This is a genomic window from Microbacterium sp. CFBP 8801 (genome assembly GCF_014839455.1).
Lineage (GTDB): Bacteria > Actinomycetota > Actinomycetes > Actinomycetales > Microbacteriaceae > Microbacterium.
Map to the genome: position 1 here is coordinate 72406 of NZ_JACYNU010000009.1, position 18307 is coordinate 90712.

General features: G+C 70.4%; 16 protein-coding genes. All 16 read left to right on the plus strand.

The window, feature by feature from the left end; all coding sequences use genetic code 11:
- Window positions 1–10: 10 nt before the first annotated feature.
- The 16 genes from ftsW (at window position 11) to IFR11_RS11800 (ending at window position 18279) form a co-directional block, all read left to right on the plus strand.
- Window positions 11–1273 (plus strand): putative lipid II flippase FtsW, encoded by a 1263-nt coding sequence (ftsW, locus tag IFR11_RS11725; protein ID WP_055835531.1) that lies wholly within the window; start codon window positions 11–13, stop codon window positions 1271–1273.
- Between the two features lie 192 nt (window positions 1274–1465).
- A complete protein-coding gene (locus tag IFR11_RS11730; RefSeq protein ID WP_191916273.1) occupies window positions 1466–2539 on the plus strand; it encodes a glycosyltransferase in 1074 nt (357 codons plus the stop codon).
- 62 nt (window positions 2540–2601) lie between these two features.
- A complete protein-coding gene (gene murC / locus IFR11_RS11735) occupies window positions 2602–4008 on the plus strand; it encodes a UDP-N-acetylmuramate--L-alanine ligase (protein ID WP_055835535.1) in 1407 nt (468 codons plus the stop codon).
- Between the two features lie 2 nt (window positions 4009–4010).
- Window positions 4011–4988 (plus strand): FtsQ-type POTRA domain-containing protein, encoded by a 978-nt coding sequence (locus IFR11_RS11740; protein WP_191916274.1) that lies wholly within the window; start codon window positions 4011–4013, stop codon window positions 4986–4988.
- A 215-nt stretch (window positions 4989–5203) separates the two neighbouring features.
- A complete protein-coding gene (gene ftsZ / locus IFR11_RS11745) occupies window positions 5204–6403 on the plus strand; it encodes a cell division protein FtsZ (RefSeq protein ID WP_055835541.1) in 1200 nt (399 codons plus the stop codon).
- 64 nt (window positions 6404–6467) lie between these two features.
- Entirely contained in the window at window positions 6468–7151 is a 684-nt protein-coding gene (locus IFR11_RS11750) for a YggS family pyridoxal phosphate-dependent enzyme (RefSeq protein WP_191916275.1), read from the plus strand.
- A 31-nt stretch (window positions 7152–7182) separates the two neighbouring features.
- Window positions 7183–7653, plus strand: a complete 471-nt coding sequence (locus IFR11_RS11755; protein ID WP_055835547.1) for a cell division protein SepF — start codon at window positions 7183–7185, stop codon at window positions 7651–7653.
- Between the two features lie 6 nt (window positions 7654–7659).
- Window positions 7660–7962 (plus strand): YggT family protein, encoded by a 303-nt coding sequence (locus tag IFR11_RS11760; RefSeq protein ID WP_055835550.1) that lies wholly within the window; start codon window positions 7660–7662, stop codon window positions 7960–7962.
- Between the two features lie 121 nt (window positions 7963–8083).
- Window positions 8084–8716: a DivIVA domain-containing protein gene (locus IFR11_RS11765; protein WP_055937393.1), complete on the plus strand. Its 633-nt coding sequence runs from the start codon at window positions 8084–8086 to the stop codon at window positions 8714–8716.
- Between the two features lie 9 nt (window positions 8717–8725).
- The gene (gene lspA, locus IFR11_RS11770; RefSeq protein ID WP_055835556.1) at window positions 8726–9313 is read left to right on the plus strand and encodes a signal peptidase II; all 588 of its coding nucleotides are present in this window, start codon (window positions 8726–8728) and stop codon (window positions 9311–9313) included.
- A 1-nt stretch (window position 9314) separates the two neighbouring features.
- Window positions 9315–10238 carry an RluA family pseudouridine synthase gene (locus IFR11_RS11775; protein WP_191916276.1) on the plus strand — a complete coding sequence of 308 codons (924 nt, stop codon included), beginning with the start codon at window positions 9315–9317 and terminating at the stop codon, window positions 10236–10238.
- A 170-nt stretch (window positions 10239–10408) separates the two neighbouring features.
- Window positions 10409–13873 carry a DNA polymerase III subunit alpha gene (gene dnaE / locus IFR11_RS11780; protein ID WP_070408123.1) on the plus strand — a complete coding sequence of 1155 codons (3465 nt, stop codon included), beginning with the start codon at window positions 10409–10411 and terminating at the stop codon, window positions 13871–13873.
- Between the two features lie 105 nt (window positions 13874–13978).
- A complete protein-coding gene (locus IFR11_RS16385) occupies window positions 13979–15361 on the plus strand; it encodes a hypothetical protein (RefSeq protein WP_244630740.1) in 1383 nt (460 codons plus the stop codon).
- Between the two features lie 76 nt (window positions 15362–15437).
- Entirely contained in the window at window positions 15438–16739 is a 1302-nt protein-coding gene (gene hisD / locus IFR11_RS11790; protein WP_191916277.1) for a histidinol dehydrogenase, read from the plus strand.
- A 12-nt stretch (window positions 16740–16751) separates the two neighbouring features.
- The gene (gene nrdR / locus IFR11_RS11795) at window positions 16752–17243 is read left to right on the plus strand and encodes a transcriptional regulator NrdR (RefSeq protein ID WP_055835570.1); all 492 of its coding nucleotides are present in this window, start codon (window positions 16752–16754) and stop codon (window positions 17241–17243) included.
- Between the two features lie 10 nt (window positions 17244–17253).
- The gene (locus tag IFR11_RS11800; protein ID WP_191916278.1) at window positions 17254–18279 is read left to right on the plus strand and encodes a quinone-dependent dihydroorotate dehydrogenase; all 1026 of its coding nucleotides are present in this window, start codon (window positions 17254–17256) and stop codon (window positions 18277–18279) included.
- Window positions 18280–18307: the final 28 nt, after the last annotated feature.

Here is an 18307-nt window from a genome sequence, read left to right on the forward strand (position 1 = left end):
GGGGACACGCGTGACCACGACGGCGCCTCGTTCCCGGCAGACCCCCGACGAGCCCGCCCGCGCGGGTCTCGCGGCGCGGGTGTCGCTCGGTCGGGCCTTCCGGCCGGTGCCGAGCGAGTTCCTGCTCATCACGTCGGCGGCGCTCCTGCTCACCGGCTTCGGCCTGGTGATGGTGCTGTCGGCCACCTCGGCTCTCGACGGTGCGCAGAGCCCGTTCGAGCACGTGCTCAAGCAGGGCGTGTTCGCCGTCATCGGCATCCCGCTCATGTTCGTGCTCAGCCGCGCCCCGCTGAAGTTCTGGAAGCGCATGGCGTGGCCGGCGTTGATCCTGGCCACGATGTTCCAGCTGCTGGTGTTCACCCCGCTGGGCATCTCGGCCAACGGAAACCGCAACTGGATCAACCTCGCGGGTATCCAGGCCCAGCCCGCGGAGTTCCTCAAACTCGCGCTCGCGCTGTGGCTGGGCTACGTGCTCTTCCGCAAGCAGACGCTGCTCGGCAACTGGCGCCACGTCTTCATCCCCATCGTTCCGGTGGGGGCGCTCGTCATCGCCACCGTCATGGGGGGCAAAGACCTCGGTACCGCCATGATCCTCGTGCTCGTGCTGCTCGGGGCGCTGTTCTTCTCGGGGGTGCGACTGCGCATCTTCCTGCTGCCGGCGATCGGGGCGATCGGGGCGGTGGCGATGCTCGCCATCACCAGCGCCGACCGCATGCGGCGCATCATGAGCTTCCTCGACCAGGACTGCATCGCGAACTACCTCGGCGACTGCTACCAGCCGCTGCACGGCATCTGGGGTCTGGCCGCCGGGGGAGTGTTCGGGGTGGGCCTGGGCAACTCGGCCGAGAAGTACGACTGGCTCCCGGCCGCGGCCAACGACTACATCTTCGCCATCGTCGGCGAGGAGCTCGGTCTGATCGGCTGCATCGTCGTGCTCGCGCTGTTCGCGCTCTTCGCCGTGGGGGCGTTCCACATCATCCGCCGCACCGACGACCCGTTCGTGCGCATCGTGTGCGGCGCGATCACCATCTGGATCATCGGCCAGGCCCTGATCAACGTCGCGGTCGTGCTGCGCGTGTTCCCCGTGCTGGGTGTGCCGTTGCCGTTCATGTCGCAGGGCGGAACCTCGCTGCTGTCGGTGCTGATCGCCTGCGGTGTGCTGCTGTCGTGCGCGCGCACGCTGCCCGACCGGCGCGCCGTCGCCGAGCTTCCCGCGCGTGCCCCGCGGCGCCGTGCGGCGACCGCCCCGGCGACGAAGACCCGCACGCGCTGAGACGCGGGGAGCCGGCGCCGGGCTGCACCGGGTCGCCCGAAACGCGCTCCCGCGTCGCTGAGTAGGCGAACAGCGCACCCGGCGTCCGCCCCACGCCGCCCGGAACGCGCTCCCGCGTCGCTGAGTCGGCGAACCAGCGCACCCGGCGTCCACCCGCGCGGAACGCTCCGCGGTTCTGGCTAGGGTCGTACGGTGACGACTTACCTCCTCGCCGGCGGCGGTACCGCCGGGCACGTGAACCCCCTCCTCGCCGTCGCCGACGGTCTGCGCGCGCGCGATGCGTCGGCCGACGTGCTGGTGCTGGGCACCCGCGAGGGTCTCGAGGCCCGCCTCGTGCCGCTTCGGGGCTACGAGCTGCTCACGGTGGCGAAGGTGCCGTTCCCGCGTCGACCCAACCGGGCAGCGGCCGTGTTCCCGGCCCAGTTCCTCCGGGCGGTCGCGGTGGTGCGCCGCCTGATCCGCGAGCGTGGTGTCGACGTCGTGGTGGGCTTCGGCGGCTATGCCGCAGCCCCCGCGTACGTCGCGGCGCGCCGCGAGCGGGTGCCCTTCGTGGTGCACGAGGCCAACGCCAAGCCGGGGCTGGCGAACGTGCTCGGAGCGCGGGGGGCGGCGGGGGTGGGCGTGGCCTTCGAGGACACACCGCTGCGCGGCGCGCGCGTGGTGGGCATGCCGCTGCGGCGCGAGATCGTCGAGCTCGACCCTGCGGCCCTCCGCGACGAGGCCGCCACCCATTTCGGGTTGGATGCCGCCCGCCCCACGCTCCTCGTCTTCGGCGGCTCGCTCGGGGCGTTGCGACTGAACGCGGCGTTCGGAGAGGCATGGCGAGACGTGCTCGACGCCGGTTGGCAGCTGCTGCACGTCACCGGACAGAACTCCGACCTGCCCGACCCCGGCGTCGACGGGTACGCCGTCGTGCGGTACGTCGACCGCATGGACCTCGCGTTCGCCCTCGCCGACTTCATCGTCTCTCGCTCGGGTGCGGCCACCGTGAGCGAGATCAGCGCTCTCGGCATCCCCGCCGTGTACGTGCCCTACGCCGTCGGCAACGGCGAGCAGCGGCTGAACGCCGCGGCGGCGGTCCGCGCGGGCGCCGCTCTGCTCATCGACGACGCGGACCTCACCCCCGAGCGCGTGCGGAGCGAGGTGGTGCCGCTGCTGCGCGACGACGAGCGCCGCAACACCATGCGCTCCGCGGCCGCACGCACCGGCATCCGGGTCGGGACCGAGAACGTCATCGCCCTCGTCGACGAGGCGCTCGCCCGCTGACGCACGCTCCCGGGCGCGCCGAGGCCTGGGCCCCGGGTGGGCGACGTAAACTCGCATTCGCCATGATCAGACCCGACCTGAGTCTCCCCCTCCCCGAGTCCATCTCCTCCGCGCACTTCATCGGTGTCGGCGGCTCGGGCATGTCCGGACTCGCGCGCATGTTCCTCGACCGCGGCATCCGGGTGTCCGGGTCCGATCGCTCCGACAGCGCGGCGCTGCGCGACCTCGCCGCGCGCGGAGCCACGGTGCACGTCGGCCACGACGCGGCGCACCTCGGCGACGCCGACACGGTCGTGCACACGGGGGCGATCTGGCCCGAGAACCCCGAGTTCGTCACGGCGAAGCAGCGGGGGCTGCACGTCATCCACCGCTCGCAGGCGCTGCACTGGCTCATCGGTGGTCGCCGTCTCGTGTCGGTCGCCGGCGCGCACGGCAAGACCACGTCGACCGGCATGATCGTCACGGCGCTGCGTGCCCTCGACGAGGACCCGACGTTCGTCAACGGCGGCGTGATCGCCGACCTCGGCGCCTCCAGCGGCACGGGGGGCGACGAGCTGTTCGTGATCGAGGCCGACGAGTCCGATGGCACGTTCGAGCTGTACGACACCTCGGTGGCGCTCATCACCAACGTCGACCCCGACCACCTCGACCATTACGGCTCGCGCGATGCGTTCGACGCCGCCTTCGCCCGCTTCGCCGATGCCGCGCGCGAGGCCGTCGTCATCTCGTCCGACGACGCCGGCGCCCGCGCGGTGCGCGAGCGCATCACGCATGCCCACGTCGTCACCTTCGGCGAGGATCCCTCCGCCGACGTCCGGCTGACCGGCATCCGCACCGACGGCCCCGTCGCCTTCACGCTCACCGCCGACGGCGAGAGCGTCGAGGTGCAGCTGCGCGTCCCCGGTGCGCACAACGCGGTCAACGCCGCGGGTGCCGTCGCGGTGCTGCGCGTGCTCGGCCACCCGCTCGCCGCCGCTGCCCGCGCCGTCGAGGGCTTCGGCGGCACGGTGCGTCGCTTCGAGTTGCACGGGGTGTCGCAGGGCGTCAGCGTCTATGACGACTACGCGCACCACCCCACCGAGGTCGCCGCGGCCCTCTCCGCCGCGCGCACGGTCGTGGGAGAGGGGCGCATCATCGCGATCCAGCAGCCGCACACGTACTCGCGCACGCAGGAGATGTACCGCGAGTTCGCCGAGGTGCTCGAGACGCACGCCGACCACACCGTCATGCTCGACGTCTACGGCGCCCGGGAAGACCCGGTGCCGGGAGTGACGGGCGAGCTCGTCAGCGGCGCCTTCGCCGATCCGGCGCACGTGCACTATGTGCCCGACTGGCAGGCGGCTGCCGACTACACGGCCGACATCGCCCGCCCCGGCGACTACGTCATCACCCTCGGGTGCGGCAACGTCTACCAGATCATCCCGCAGGTGCTCGAGGCGCTCTCCCGCACCGAGGCCGCGGCGGTCTGAGCGTGCGCCGGCCGTCGCCCCTGCCCCCGCCCCCGGCGTCGGAGCAGCCCTCCCGCCGCCGGGTCGAAGAGCCCGTCTCCGCACCGCCGACGCGGCATCCCGATCCCGCCGACGAGACCGCGCCCGTGGTGCCGCTCGTGCGGCCGAGCGTCTCGGATGCGAACGGTTCCGAGCCGACCGGCTCCGCGTCGTTCGCGGCGACTCCGGATGCCGAGGGCGCGAGCCTGCGCGACGTCTGGCGTGCCTCGCGCGCCCGTCGTCGTGCGCTCTCCGCCGAGGTGCGGCGCTTCACGGTGCGTCAGCGTCGGCGCCGGCGCGTGTGGATCGGGGTGGCGGCGGCGTTCCTCGTCATGGTGCTCGGCACGGCGGGCGCGGCGTACAGCCCCCTGTTCGCGGTCGAGCGCATCGAGGTCGTGGGCGCGTCCCAGCTCGATGTCGCCGCGGTCACCGACGCCCTCGACGGGCAGGTCGGTACGCCCCTGGCGCTGGTCGACGACAGCGCCGTGAAGGCGGCGCTGGTGCGCTTCCCGCTCGTGGAGTCGTACACGCTCGAGGCGCGGCCCCCGCACGACCTCGTCGTGCGGGTGGTGGAACGCACTCCCATCGGCGTGCTGCAGAGCACCGCCGGCTTCACGGTGGTGGATGCCGCGGGCGTCGCCCTGTCGACCACGCCCGACGCGCCCGCGGGCCAGCCGTTGCTCGAGATCGCCGGCGGCACCGATTCCGACGCGTTCCGCGCGGCGGGGCGCGTCATGCGGGCGTTGCCCGATGCCGTGCGCGCGCAGGTGACCGGGGTGTCGGCCTCGACCCCCGACGACGTCACACTGACGCTCGGCGCGACCGGATCGCGTGTGGCCTGGGGCAGTTCCGACCGCTCGGCCGAGAAAGCCGTCGTGCTCGACCGACTGATGGCGAAGAGCCCGCCCGACCGCACGAAAGAGTACGACGTGACCTCGCCCGAGGCGGGCGTCGTCCGCTGATTCCGCCTCGGTCTCCGCGACCGTCTGCGCGCGACCGCTGCCGCGTCCGCGCGCGCCGAAGGGATTTTCCCGATGATCGTCGGGCGCCCCGCGTGTCGCCCCGGTGGCGTCGGGCTGGCCGCATACCTTCGAGCTAAGGAATTGCATACCGGGCAATTCTTTAACCCTCAACATGAGGTTTAAAGTTTCGGGTTCGGGGACAAACGGAGGCCGGCATGAGCCACAACCAGAACTACCTCGCTGTGATCAAGGTCGTCGGCGTCGGCGGTGGCGGCGTCAACGCCGTCAACCGCATGATCGAGCTCGGCCTGCGCGGCGTGGAGTTCATCGCGATCAACACCGACGCGCAGGCGCTGCTGATGAGCGACGCCGACGTCAAGCTCGACGTCGGACGCGAGCTCACGCGCGGCCTCGGTGCCGGCGCCGACCCCGAGGTCGGCCGTCGCGCCGCCGAGGATCACGCGGAAGAGATCGAAGAGGCGCTGCGCGGCGCCGACATGGTCTTCGTCACCGCGGGCGAGGGCGGCGGCACGGGCACCGGCGGTGCGCCGGTGGTCGCCAAGATCGCCAAGTCGATCGGCGCCCTCACCATCGGTGTGGTCACCAAGCCGTTCTCCTTCGAGGGGCGTCGCCGACAGAGCCAGGCCGAGGCCGGCGTCGGACGCCTGAAGGAAGAGGTCGACACCCTCATCGTCGTCCCCAACGATCGTCTGCTCGAGATCAGCGACCGCGGCATCTCGATGATCGAGGCCTTCGCGACCGCCGACCAGGTGCTGCTCGCCGGTGTGCAGGGCATCACCGACCTCATCACGACGCCCGGTCTCATCAACCTCGACTTCGCCGACGTGAAGTCGGTCATGCAGGGCGCGGGATCGGCCCTCATGGGCATCGGCTCGGCGCGGGGAGCGGATCGCGCCATCAAGGCCGCCGAGCTCGCCGTCGAATCGCCCCTTCTCGAAGCCTCGATCGAGGGTGCGCACGGCGTGCTGCTGTCGATCCAGGGCGGATCAAACCTCGGCATCTTCGAGATCAACGACGCCGCCCAGCTGGTGAAGGAGGCCGCGCACCCCGAGGCCAACATCATCTTCGGAACGGTCATCGACGACACCCTCGGCGACGAGGTGCGCGTCACGGTCATCGCCGCCGGATTCGACGGGGGAGAGCCCTCGCTGCGTATCGACGCCGTCGGAGCGCAGCGCTCGGTCGCCGCCCCCGTGGTGCCCGTGATCCCGAGCGACGACGTCGCGCGCGATCTCGACGCCGCCGAGGAGCAGAAGGCCTCGACCGATCGCCCCGCCGAGCGCGCCCCCGAGCGTCGCCCGGAGCCGGCCCCGGTCGCCGCCCGCGTTCCCGAGACGTCGTACGACAGCGGTTACGCCGACGACGACCTCGACGTGCCGGACTTCCTCAAGTAAGCACGAGCGTTAGATGCAGCGGGTCCGGTGATCACCGGGCCCGCTGCGTCGTCGAAGGAGCACCATGGATGCCGCCCTGTCCGATCGCCTCGCCGCCGTCGACGCCCGCATCGCGGATGCCGCCCGCGCGGCGCATCGTGACCCGCACGAGATCACGCGGATCGTCGTGACGAAGTTCCATCCCGTGTCGCTCATCGCCGACCTGTACGCCCTCGGGGTACGCGACGTGGGGGAGAACCGCCAGCAGGAGCTCACCGCCAAGCGTGCCGAGACCGGCGGGCTCGACGGTCTCGTCTGGCATTTCATCGGCCAGGCGCAGACGAACAAGGCCCGCGCGGTGCGGGCGGCGTCGCACGCCGTGCACTCCGTCGACCGGACGCGGATCGCCGACGCCCTCGACGCGGCCGAGGGCGACGGCATCCTGGACGTCCTGTTGCAGGTGAACCTCACCGACGACGCCGGTCGCGGAGGGGTGGCACCCGACGGGGTCGAGATGCTCGCCGCCCATGTCGCGGGGCTCGAGACGGTGCGCCTGCGGGGTGTCATGGCCGTCGCCCCGCTCGACGAAGCGGCCGCTCGCGCCTTCGAACGTCTGCGCCGCTCGTCCGACGTCGTGCGTCGGGTGGTCGACGACGCGCACTGGATCTCGGCCGGAATGACCGGTGACTTCCCCGAAGCCGTCGCAATGGGCGCGACACACCTGAGGATCGGTTCCGCAATCACGGGCCCGAGGCCCCCGCGCGACTAGCCTCGGATCAGACGAGCGAACGGAGGATGCGATGTCGAACCCCCTCAAGAAGACGATGGTGTACCTGGGCCTCGCCGACGAGGAAGAGACCTATGAGGAGACTGCGCCGCAGCCCATTGCGCGGAAGCAGCCTCAGCAGACGGCTCCGGTCGAGAAGGCTGCTCCGGTGACCCCGCTGCACCGTCCCGCCGTGGTGCGTCAGCCCTCGGTGGGCCCCGTCAGCGAGATCCTCACCGTGCACCCCAAGCAGTACCGGGATGCGCAGACGATCGCCGAGAATTTCCGCGAGGGAATCCCGGTCATCATCAACCTGTCGCAGATGAGCGACGCCGACGCGCGTCGCCTGATCGACTTCGCGAGCGGCCTGTCGCTCGGGCTGTACGGCCGTATCGAGCGGGTGACGAGCAAGGTCTTCCTGCTCTCGCCCGAGAACATCGCCGTCTCCGGCGATGGAGCGATCGCGCAGGCCGACCCCGAGGGTGCGCCCTTCGCGCCCCAGTAACCCCTCGTGGCCGTACTGAGCCTGGTCGGCTCGATCCTCAGCGCGATCCTGTTCATCTACATCGTCCTGCTTCTCGCGCGCCTCGTGCTCGAGTACATCCCGATGTTCAACCGGGAATGGCGTCCGCGTGGCGCCACCCTGGTGGCCGCAGAGATCGTCTACACCGTGACGGATCCGCCGATCAAGCTGATCCGCCGCATCATTCCCCCCCTGCGCATCGGGGGTATCGCGTTCGATTTCGGTTTCGCGATCACCCTGTTCGTCTGCTTCATGCTTCTCAGCGTCACCCGGTCGCTCGCGGCCGCCTGACATCCATAGCCGTCGCCCTTCGACACCGACGAAGGGCGACGGCTATGCTGTTCCGAAGCGGTACGCCCCGGTGCGACACCCTTAACAGTTCCGACTCAGAGCTCTCGAAAGAGGAAACACCATGGCACTGACCCCCGATGACGTCGTCACCAAGCAGTTCCAGCACGTCCGCTTCAAGGAGGGCTTCGACCCCGACGAGGTCGACGACTTCCTCGACGAGATCGTCGTCGAGTGGCGCAAGACGATCGCTGAGAACGAAGAGCTGAAGACGAAGCTCGCCGCTCTCGAGTCCGGTGAGGCCGCGCCCGCCGCTGCCGCTCCGGTGGCCGAGACCGCCCAGGTCGAGGAGCCCGTCGTCTCCGAGGTGCCGGCTCCGGCTCCCGTCGCCGCCGCGCCCGCAGCCTCCACCGCCGACGACGCGGCCCCCGTGGCCCAGAGCGCCGGCATCATCGAGCTCGCTCAGCGTCTGCACGACGAGCACGTCGCCGAGGGTAAGGCCCAGCGCGACCAGCTCATCGGCGAGGCGCAGGCACAGGCGGCGTCCATCGTCGCCGAGGCCGAGCAGAAGGGCCGCGAAGAGCGCGCCCGTCTCGAGAAGGAGCGCACCACGCTCGAGGGACGCATCACCGAGCTCCGCAACTTCGAGCGCGACTACCGCTCGCAGCTGCGTTCCTACATCGAGGGTCAGCTCCGCGACCTCGACACCACGGCATCGTCCTCGGGCTCGACGCCGGTGTCGGCGATCGGTCTGTAGGACCACTCTTTGCGCAGTCGATCTCCTCTGCGTCCGGCGGCGGCCGGCATCGTCATCGCGATCCTCGCGGTGGTGGTGCTGGCCGCCGACCAGTTGGCGAAGACCGTCGCCATCGACAACCTCCCCCCGGAGCGCGTCGTCCCGGTGATCGGTGAAGCCCTGCAGTTCTACCTCGTCCGAAACCCCGGAGCCGCCTTCTCGCTCGGCGAGAGCGTGACCTGGGTGTTCACCATCGCTCTGGCCGTGGTCGCGGTGGTCATCGCGTACCTCGCGGTGCGACGGGTGCGCTCGCGCCTGTGGGCCGTCGTGCTCGGCCTGCTCCTCGGCGGTGTCCTCGGCAACCTCACCGACCGCCTGCTCCGCGAGCCCGGCTTCCCGGTCGGTCACGTCGTGGACTTCATCTCCACCCCGTGGATGATGCCGGCCATCTACAACGTCGCCGACATCTTCATCGTGTCGATGATGATCTCGGTGGCGATCCTCGTCCTCTCGGGTCTGCGACTCGACGGCACCCGTGAAACCCGCGCGTCGCGCGCCGCCGAGGCGGCTGCCGACGACGGCGTCGTCGACGCGTCGACCGACACGGGCGCGCGCTGACATGGAGTCGCGGAGCCTGCCCGTCCCCGACGGGCTCGACGGAACGCGCGTCGACCAGGCGCTCGCCAAGATGCTGGGGTTCTCCCGCACCTTCGCCGCCGACGTGGCCGACGCCGGGGGAGTGAGCGTCGACGGTCGCCCCGCCGGCCGGTCCGACCGCCTGCGCGCGGGCACCTGGTTGAGCGTCGAATGGGAGCCCAAGCGCGACCCCGAGATCATCCCGGTCGCCGTGCCCGATCTGGGGATCGTCCACGACGACGACGACATCGTCGTGGTCGACAAGCCGGCGGGCGTCGCCGCGCACCCCTCCGTCGGGTGGGACGGGCCCACGGTGCTCGGCGCCCTGGCCGCGGCGGGCTTCCGCATCGCCACCAGCGGCCCGGCCGAGCGCCGGGGCGTCGTTCATCGTCTGGACGCCGGTACGAGCGGGCTCATGGTCGTCGCCAAGACCGAGCGCGCGTACACACTCCTCAAGAGCGCCTTCAAAGAGCGCGAGGTCGAGAAGATCTACCACGCGGTGGTGCAGGGGCACCCCGACCCCCTCGCGGGAACGATCGACGCACCCATCGGGCGGCATCCGCACCACTCGTGGAAGTTCGCCGTGACCCCCGACGGAAAAGATTCCGTCACGCACTACGAGACCCTCGAGGCGTTCCCCCGCGCGTCGCTGCTCGAGATCCATCTCGAGACCGGACGCACGCATCAGATCCGTGTGCACATGGCCGCGCACCGGCATCCGTGCGCGGGGGATCCGCTCTACGGCGCCGACCCGACCCTGTCGGCGCGCCTGGGGCTGACGCGGCAGTGGCTGCACGCGCATCGGCTGGCCTTCAGCCACCCCGGTACGGGGGAGTGGGTGTCGTTCGAGTCGCCGTACCCCGCCGACCTCGCGAGCGCGCTCGAGATCCTCTCCGACTCGATCTGATCTCGACATCGGGCGCGAACAGGATGCCGGACCCCGGCGACGCGCCCGGGGACGACATGCGAACTGGGCGTCCGCCGCGAACTTCCGGAACCGATGTCGGAGGCCGAACGTACACTCGGTACGTGGCAGCAGACTCCTTCGTTCACCTTCATGTTCACAGTGAATATTCGATGCTCGACGGTGCGGCCCGCATCGGACCGATGGTCCAAGAAGCGGCGAAGCAGGGCATGTCGGCCATCGCCGTCACCGACCACGGCAACACCTTCGCGGCCTACGAGTTCTACAAGACCGCGAAAGACGCCGGCATCAAGCCGATCATCGGCATCGAGGCGTACGTCACGCCGGGCACCCATCGTTCCGACAAGACCCGCGTGCGCTGGGGCACCCCCGAGCAGCAGGGCGACGACGTCTCGGGCTCCGGTGCGTACACGCACATGACGCTGCTGTCCGAGACCACCGAGGGCATGCACAACCTGTTCCGGTTGTCGTCCAAGGCGAGCATGGAGGGCTACTACTTCAAGCCCCGCATGGACCGCGAGCTGCTGCAGACCTACGGCAAGGGGCTCATCGCCACCACCGGGTGCCCCTCGGGCGAGGTGCAGACGCGTCTTCGACTCGGGCAGTACGAGGCCGCGCGCGCCGCGGCGGCGGAGTTCCAGGACATCTTCGGCAAAGAGAACTACTTCGCCGAGATCATGGACCACGGACTCTCGATCGAGCGTCGCGTCATGAGCGATCTGCTCAAGATCTCCAAGGACCTCGACATCCCCCTGGTCGGCACCAACGACCTCCACTACACCCACCAGCACGACGCCACGAGTCACGCGGCGCTGCTGTGCGTGCAGTCGGGATCGACGCTCGACGATCCCAAGCGCTTCCGCTTCGACGGCGACGGGTACTACGTCAAGTCGCCCGCCGAGATGCGGCAGGTGTTCCGCGACAACCCCGAAGCCTGCGACAACACGCTGCTCATCGCCGAGCGGTGCGAGGTCGAGTTCAACACCTCGGCCAACTACATGCCGCGCTTCCCGGTCCCCGCGGGCGAGACCGAAGACAGCTGGATGATCAAAGAGGTCGAGAACGGCCTCCACGACCGCTACCCGGGCGGTATCCCCGACGCCGTGCGCAAGCAGGCCGAGTACGAGACCGGCGTCATCCTGCAGATGGGGTTCCCGGGCTACTTCCTCGTCGTCGCCGACTTCATCAACTGGGCCAAGGACCACGGCATCCGCGTCGGCCCCGGCCGTGGATCCGGCGCGGGCTCCATGGTCGCCTATGCGATGAAGATCACCGACCTCGACCCGCTGCAGCACGGCCTCATCTTCGAGCGCTTCCTCAACCCCGACCGCGTCTCGATGCCCGACTTCGACGTCGACTTCGACGACCGTCGTCGTGGCGAGGTGATCCAGTACGTCACCGAGAAGTACGGCGACGAGCGCGTCGCGCAGATCGTCACGTACGGCACGATCAAGGCCAAGCAGGCGCTGAAAGACGCCGGGCGCGTGCTCGGTTTCCCCTTCAGCATGGGCGACCGGCTCACCAAGGCCATGCCCCCCGCCGTGATGGGCAAAGACATGCCGCTCGACGGCATGTTCAACCCCGAGCACCCGCGATACAAAGAGGCGAGCGAGTTCCGCACGCTGATCGAGACCGACGCCGAGGCGAAGACGGTCTTCGACACCGCCCTGGGCCTCGAGAACCTGAAGCGCCAGTGGGGCGTGCACGCGGCCGGCGTCATCATGTCGAGCGAGCCGCTGATCGACATCATCCCGATCATGCGCCGCGAGCAGGACGGCCAGATCGTCACGCAGTTCGACTACCCCGCGTGCGAGTCCCTCGGCCTGATCAAGATGGACTTCCTGGGGCTGCGCAACCTCACCATCATCAACGACGCCCTCGACAACATCGAGGCCAACCGCGGGCACCCCCTCGTGCTCGAAGACCTCGAGCTCGACGACGTGGCCTCGTACGAGCTGCTCGCCCGCGGCGACACGCTCGGCGTGTTCCAGCTCGACGGTGGTCCCATGCGCTCGCTTCTGCGGCTCATGCGCCCCGACAACTTCGAGGACATCTCGGCGGTGCTCGCGCTGTACCGCCCCGGCCCCATGGGCGTGAACTCGCACATCAACTACGCCCTGCGAAAGAACCGGCAGCAAGAGATCGAGCCGATCCACCCCGAACTCGAGGAGCCCCTCGCCGACATCCTCGACACGACGTACGGGCTGATCGTCTATCAGGAGCAGGTGATGGCCGTCGCGCAGCGCGTGGCCGGGTACACCCTGGGCCAGGCCGACCTGCTGCGTCGCGCGATGGGCAAGAAGAAGAAGAGCGAGCTCGACAAGCAGAAAGAGACGTTCTTCGGTGGCATGACCGAGCGCGGGTTCGGCGACGCCGCGCAGCAGACCCTGTGGAAGGTGCTCGAGTCGTTCGCCGACTACGCCTTCAACAAGGCGCACACCGCCGCCTACGGTCTGGTCTCGTACTGGACGGCCTACCTCAAGGCGCACTACCCGGCCGAGTACATGGCCGCGCTGCTGACGAGCGTCGGCGACTCGAAAGACAAGATGGCGGTGTACCTCAACGAGTGCCGTCGCATGGGCATCAAGGTTCTGCCGCCCGACGTCAACGAGTCGATCCGGTTCTTCGCGGCCGTCGGCGAAGACATCCGCTTCGGCCTGGGCGCGATCCGCAACGTCGGCACCAACGTCGTCGACGGCATCGTCTCGGCGCGCCAAGACGCCAAGTACACCTCGTTCCACGACTTCCTGTCGAAGGTGCCCGTGCACGTGGCGAACAAGCGCACCGTCGAGTCGCTCATCAAGGCCGGGGCCTTCGACACGCTCGGGTCGACGCGACGGTCGCTCATCGAGGTGCACGAGGACGCCTGCGAGGGCGCCGTGCTCGACAAGCGGCGAGAAGCCAACGGCGAGGTCGGGTTCGACTTCGACTCGCTCTGGGACGAACCGCAGCAGGTGCAGAAGGTTCCCGAGCGGCCGGAATGGACGAAGAAGGACAAGCTCGCCTTCGAGCGCGAGATGCTCGGCCTGTACGTGTCCGATCACCCGCTCGCCGGGCTCGAGGTGCCGTTGGCCAAGCACGCGTCGACCTCGATCCACGACCTGCTGGCCTCCGAAGACGTCCAGGACGGCGACCAGGTCACCGTCGCGGGTCTGCTCACGAGCGTGCAGCACCGCGTCGCGAAGCAGAGCGGCAACCCCTACGGCATGGTCACCATCGAGGACTTCAACGGTGAGGTGACCGTGATGTTCATGGGCAAGACGTACGCCGAGTTCTCGCCGGCGCTCGTGGCCGACGGCATCATGGTCATCCGAGGGCGCGTATCGCGACGCGACGACGGTCTCAACCTGCACGCCCAGAGCGCCTTCGCGCCCGATCTCGAAGGTCTCGACGAGACCGGCGGGCTCACGCTGATGGTGCCCGAGCAGCGGGCGAGCGAGGCGCTGGTCGGAGAACTGGCGCAGATGCTGCGTCGCCACTCAGGCAGTACAGAGGTCGTTCTCAAACTCCACAAGGGCAGCACCGCCAAGGTCTTCGAGGTGCCTATGCCGGTGCGGGTGACCGCCGACCTGTTCGGGGAGCTCAAGGGTCTGCTCGGCCCCAACTGCCTCGGCTGACGACCACTTCGCGCGCCGAAACGCGCGCGCCGCAATCCCCGGCGGTGCCGAACCCCCGCTGGTTACGATGACCGGGCGTTCCGCCGCCCTTCGGAAAGGACCACCGTGACCGATCACACCCCCCACGACCGCGCGACGGCGCCGGGTACTCCCGGCACCGCCCGCGACGTCGACGAGATCTTCGCGCCGGACGCCCCGGCGTACGACGCGTCCGCCTCCGCCGACACGGCTTTCTCCGACAGCGCCTTCACTGCCGACGCCTCCTCCGAGAACGTCTCCCTCGACCACGCTTCCCCCGACGCCGCGGACCACGCGCGGGATGGGGCGGCGAACCCCTCATCCGACGGCGACGACCCGCACGGCGACGCCGGGCGTGCCTCCACCGGCGACCGCGTCGACGAGGGCGCGCCGCGCCACGCGTCCGCCGTCGGCGGCACCGCGCACCCGGGCGACGCACCGCAGTTCGGTGTCGGACCGTTCTCGGTCCGCGAAGTCGCACTGCTGGGCACGTGGATCCTCGCCTTCTTCGTCTCGTTCTTCCGCACCAACATCCTCGATTCGCCGTCGGGAGTGCTCGTCGGCGGGGTCAACGTGTGGTCCTCAGGGCTGTGGTGGATCCCGGCGATGGCTCTGCCGACGGCGGCCGTCGGTCTGATCGCGCTGCGTCGCCTGTCGCCCCAGGGCATCCGCCGTGTGGGTTCGCTCGGGATCGACCAGTTCGCCTCGGTGGCGTTCTCGATCTCCGCCCTCGTGTGGGTCGCGTGGGTGTGGGACACCGTCGCGGTGTTCGGTGACACGGGCATCTGGACGCGCTCCTGGGTGGTCTGGGTCGAGGCCGTGCTCCTTCTCGCGGGTGTGGTGCTCACCGTGGCGGGTCCGTGGATCCCGCCGTTCTCGCGCGACTTCCGCGGTCGTGACGAGGTCGCCGCGCACCGCAACGCGCGCCCGATCCGCCCGGTCGTGCCGCGCCCGCGCACCCCGCGGCCCGTGCACGTCGCCGCCGGTGCGCCCGTGACCGACGACCACGACGGGTCGCGCCCCGACTCCGTGTCGGCGCACGACGAGGCGCCGGTGCCCGGCAGCTACACCGGTTCGACCGACCTGACGCACGAGGGCGCCCCGGCCACCAGCGTGCTCCCCACGCACGCCGACGACCACAACGACACCGACGTCTTCGCTCCCCTCCGCGGCGACGACCACGATGGCCGGGGAGTCCGCGACGAAGATCCCCGGCACGATCACGCGTCCGACGCGCCGAGCCACGACGCTCAGGACGACCACCGGCACGCACCCCACCACGCCCAGGCCTTCTGGGCGCTGGCCCCGGTCGAGCGCGAGGTCGTCGACGACTACGGCACGCCCATCTTCCGGGTCGGGCCGACCGCCTGGGCCCTGGTGGTCGAGGACCGCGGCGAGACCTTCGTCATCCGTCACGACGACGGTCGCATCGGCTACCTCCACGACGTCTCGGGCGTCACCCGCGGCTGACCCGCGCGGCTGAGGACCGCCTGCGAGCCGCCCGCCGCGCGCGGAGCGGCTCGCAGGCGGCCGGTAGCCTGGACTCATGCTTCGCACGATCGATCTCCGCGGCCGCGTGCTCTCGCCGGCCGAGCTCCTCGCTGTGGTTCCGCGCGCCGAGGCCGCCCGCGATGAGGCCCTCGCCACCGCCGCCCGTCTGGTCGACGATGTCGCACGACGCGGCGAAGAGGCGCTCCGCGAACAGGCCGCCCGTTTCGACCGCGTCAGCGACCACGTCATCCGCGTGCCCGCCGCGCACCTCGACGAGGCCCTGCGCGATCTCGACCCGGCGATCCGGGCCGCCCTCGATGAGGCGATCTCGCGTGTGCGCGCGGCATCCGCCGCTCAGATTCCGGCCCCCGTGGTCACCGAGCTGGGCGCGGGCGCGCGTGTCGCGCAGCGGTGGCAACCCGTGCGCCGCGTCGGTCTCTACGTTCCGGGCGGGAAGGCCGTCTACCCGTCGAGCGTGGTGATGAACGTCGTTCCCGCGCAGGTCGCGGGCGTGCGCGAGGTGGCGCTGGCCTCTCCCGCGCAATCGGCCTTCGGGGGGCGTGTGCACCCCGTGATCCTGGCCGCCGCGCGTCTGCTCGGCGTCACCGAGGTGTACGCGATGGGCGGGGCCGGTGCCATCGGCGCCTTCGCGTACGGCGTGGCCGAGATCGGTCTCAACCCGGTCGATGTCGTCACCGGACCGGGCAACAACTTCGTGGCCTCGGCCAAGCGCGCGGTCGCCGGCCGGGTGGGAACCGACTCCGAGGCCGGTGCGACCGAGATCCTCGTCGTGGCCGATGCCTCGGCGCGCCCCGATCTGGTCGCCGCCGACCTCGTCAGCCAGGCCGAGCACGACGAGCAGGCCTCGGCCGTCCTCGTCACCGACTCCGTCGTGCTCGCCGATGCCGTGCGGGCGGCGCTGCCGGACCGGGTCGCCGCCACCCGTCACACCGACCGGGTCATCGCCGCGTTCGACGGTCCGCAGTCGGCCGTGGTGCTCGTCGACGACATCGCCCAGGCCACCGCGTTCAGCAATGCTTACGCGCCCGAGCACCTCGAGCTGCAGTTGTCCGACCCCCGCCCCGAGGACTTCGTCAACGCGGGTGCCGTCTTCGTCGGCCCCTACACGCCGGTGAGCCTCGGCGACTACCTGGCGGGCAGCAACCACGTGCTGCCGACCGGGGGACAGGCCCGGTACGGAGCCGGGCTGTCGGCGTCGACGTTCCTGCGACCTCAGCAGGTCATCGAGTACGACCGCGCGGCGCTCGCCCAGGTGCGCGACGCCATCGTCGTCCTCGCCGAGGCCGAGGCGCTGCCCGCGCACGGCGAGGCCGTGACCGCGCGTTTCGACGCGTAGTCTGGCTCCGTCATGCACTGCCCGTTCTGCCGCCACCCCGACTCCCGCGTCATCGATTCGCGCACGAGCGACGACGGTCTCAGCATCCGTCGTCGTCGTCAGTGCCCCAACTGCGGAGGGCGCTTCTCGACGGTCGAGACGGCCGGCCTGAACGTCATCAAACGCTCGGGCGTGGTCGAACCCTTCAGCCGCGAGAAGGTCATGTCGGGTGCCCGAAAGGCCTGTCAGGGTCGACCCGTCACCGACGCCGACCTCGCCGTGCTCGCCCAGAAGGTCGAAGAGGCCATCCGCCAGACGGGGTCGTCGCAGATCGAGGCCAACGAGATCGGCCTCTCGATCCTCGGACCGCTCCGCGAGCTCGACGAGGTCGCCTACCTGCGCTTCGCCAGCGTCTACCAGGCGTTCGACTCGCTCGACGACTTCGACGCGGCCATCGCGCAGCTGCGCGCCGACCACGCGGCACGACCGACAGCGGCGCCCGACGACAGCGACGACGTCCAGTAACCTGGCGGGGATGTATCCCCTTCTCTTCCGCACGGTCCTGACCCGCCTCGACCCCGAGTTCGCCCACCACCTGGGTGCGCTCGTGATCCGTGTCGCGGGCGTCGAGCCGGTGGCATCCGTCGTCCGTCGTTTCACGGCGCCCCCCGCGGGCCACGGAGTGGATGCGCTCGGACTGCACTTCGATTCGCCGTTCGGAGTCGCGGCGGGCTTCGACAAGAACGTCACCATGGTGCGGGGACTCGGCGCGCTCGGGTTCGGACACGTCGAGGTCGGAACGGTCACGGCGCTGCCGCAGCCCGGCAACCCCCGTCCGCGTCTGTTCCGCCTCGTCGCCGACCGTGCGGTCATCAACCGCATGGGGTTCAACAACGACGGCGCGGCGGCGGCGGCGGCGAAGCTGCGGCGGCTGCGTCGTGCGCGGCGTCGTCCGGTGATCGGCGTCAACATCGGCAAGAGCCGCGTGGTCGCCGTCGACGACGCCACCACCGACTACGTGCGCAGTGCCCGCCTGTTGGCGCCGCTGGCCGACTACCTCGTGGTGAACGTGTCGTCGCCGAACACCCCCGGCCTGCGCGGACTGCAAGCGGTCGAGACGCTCCGCCCCCTGCTGACGGAGGTTCGGGATGCCGCGGGCGACACCCCGCTGCTGGTGAAGATCGCTCCGGATCTCGACGACGCCGAGGTGCAGGACATCGCGCGCCTCGCGGTCGATGCGGGACTCGCCGGGATCATCGCCACCAACACCACCATCTCGCGTTCGGGGCTCTCCACCGATGCCGCGAAGGTCGAGGCAGCGGGAGCGGGTGGCCTGTCGGGGGCGCCCCTCAGAGCGCGTGCCGCCGAGGTGCTTCGACTCGTGCGGGCCGCCGTCCCGGCCGAGTTCGTGGTCATCTCGGCCGGGGGAGTAGAGACCGCCGACGACGTGCGCGACCGCCTCGCCGCCGGCGCGACGCTGGTGCAGGGCTACACGGGCTTCCTGTATCGCGGTCCGCTGTGGGCCCGGCAGATCAGCCGCGGTCTCGCCGCGCGACGCTGACCCGGAGCGCGCCGGTCCGATTTCCCGA

Coding starts and splice junctions, on each gene's coding strand:
- murC (WP_055835535.1), top strand. CDS start 2,602: ATGATCAGACCCGACCTGAGTCTCCCCCTCCCCGAGTCCATCTCCTCC.
- hisD (WP_191916277.1), top strand. CDS start 15,438: ATGCTTCGCACGATCGATCTCCGCGGCCGCGTGCTCTCGCCGGCCGAG.
- IFR11_RS11755 (WP_055835547.1), top strand. CDS start 7,183: ATGTCGAACCCCCTCAAGAAGACGATGGTGTACCTGGGCCTCGCCGAC.
- ftsZ (WP_055835541.1), top strand. CDS start 5,204: ATGAGCCACAACCAGAACTACCTCGCTGTGATCAAGGTCGTCGGCGTC.
- IFR11_RS11765 (WP_055937393.1), top strand. CDS start 8,084: ATGGCACTGACCCCCGATGACGTCGTCACCAAGCAGTTCCAGCACGTC.
- IFR11_RS11750 (WP_191916275.1), top strand. CDS start 6,468: ATGGATGCCGCCCTGTCCGATCGCCTCGCCGCCGTCGACGCCCGCATC.
- nrdR (WP_055835570.1), top strand. CDS start 16,752: ATGCACTGCCCGTTCTGCCGCCACCCCGACTCCCGCGTCATCGATTCG.
- IFR11_RS11775 (WP_191916276.1), top strand. CDS start 9,315: ATGGAGTCGCGGAGCCTGCCCGTCCCCGACGGGCTCGACGGAACGCGC.
- IFR11_RS11800 (WP_191916278.1), top strand. CDS start 17,254: ATGTATCCCCTTCTCTTCCGCACGGTCCTGACCCGCCTCGACCCCGAG.
- dnaE (WP_070408123.1), top strand. CDS start 10,409: ATGCTCGACGGTGCGGCCCGCATCGGACCGATGGTCCAAGAAGCGGCG.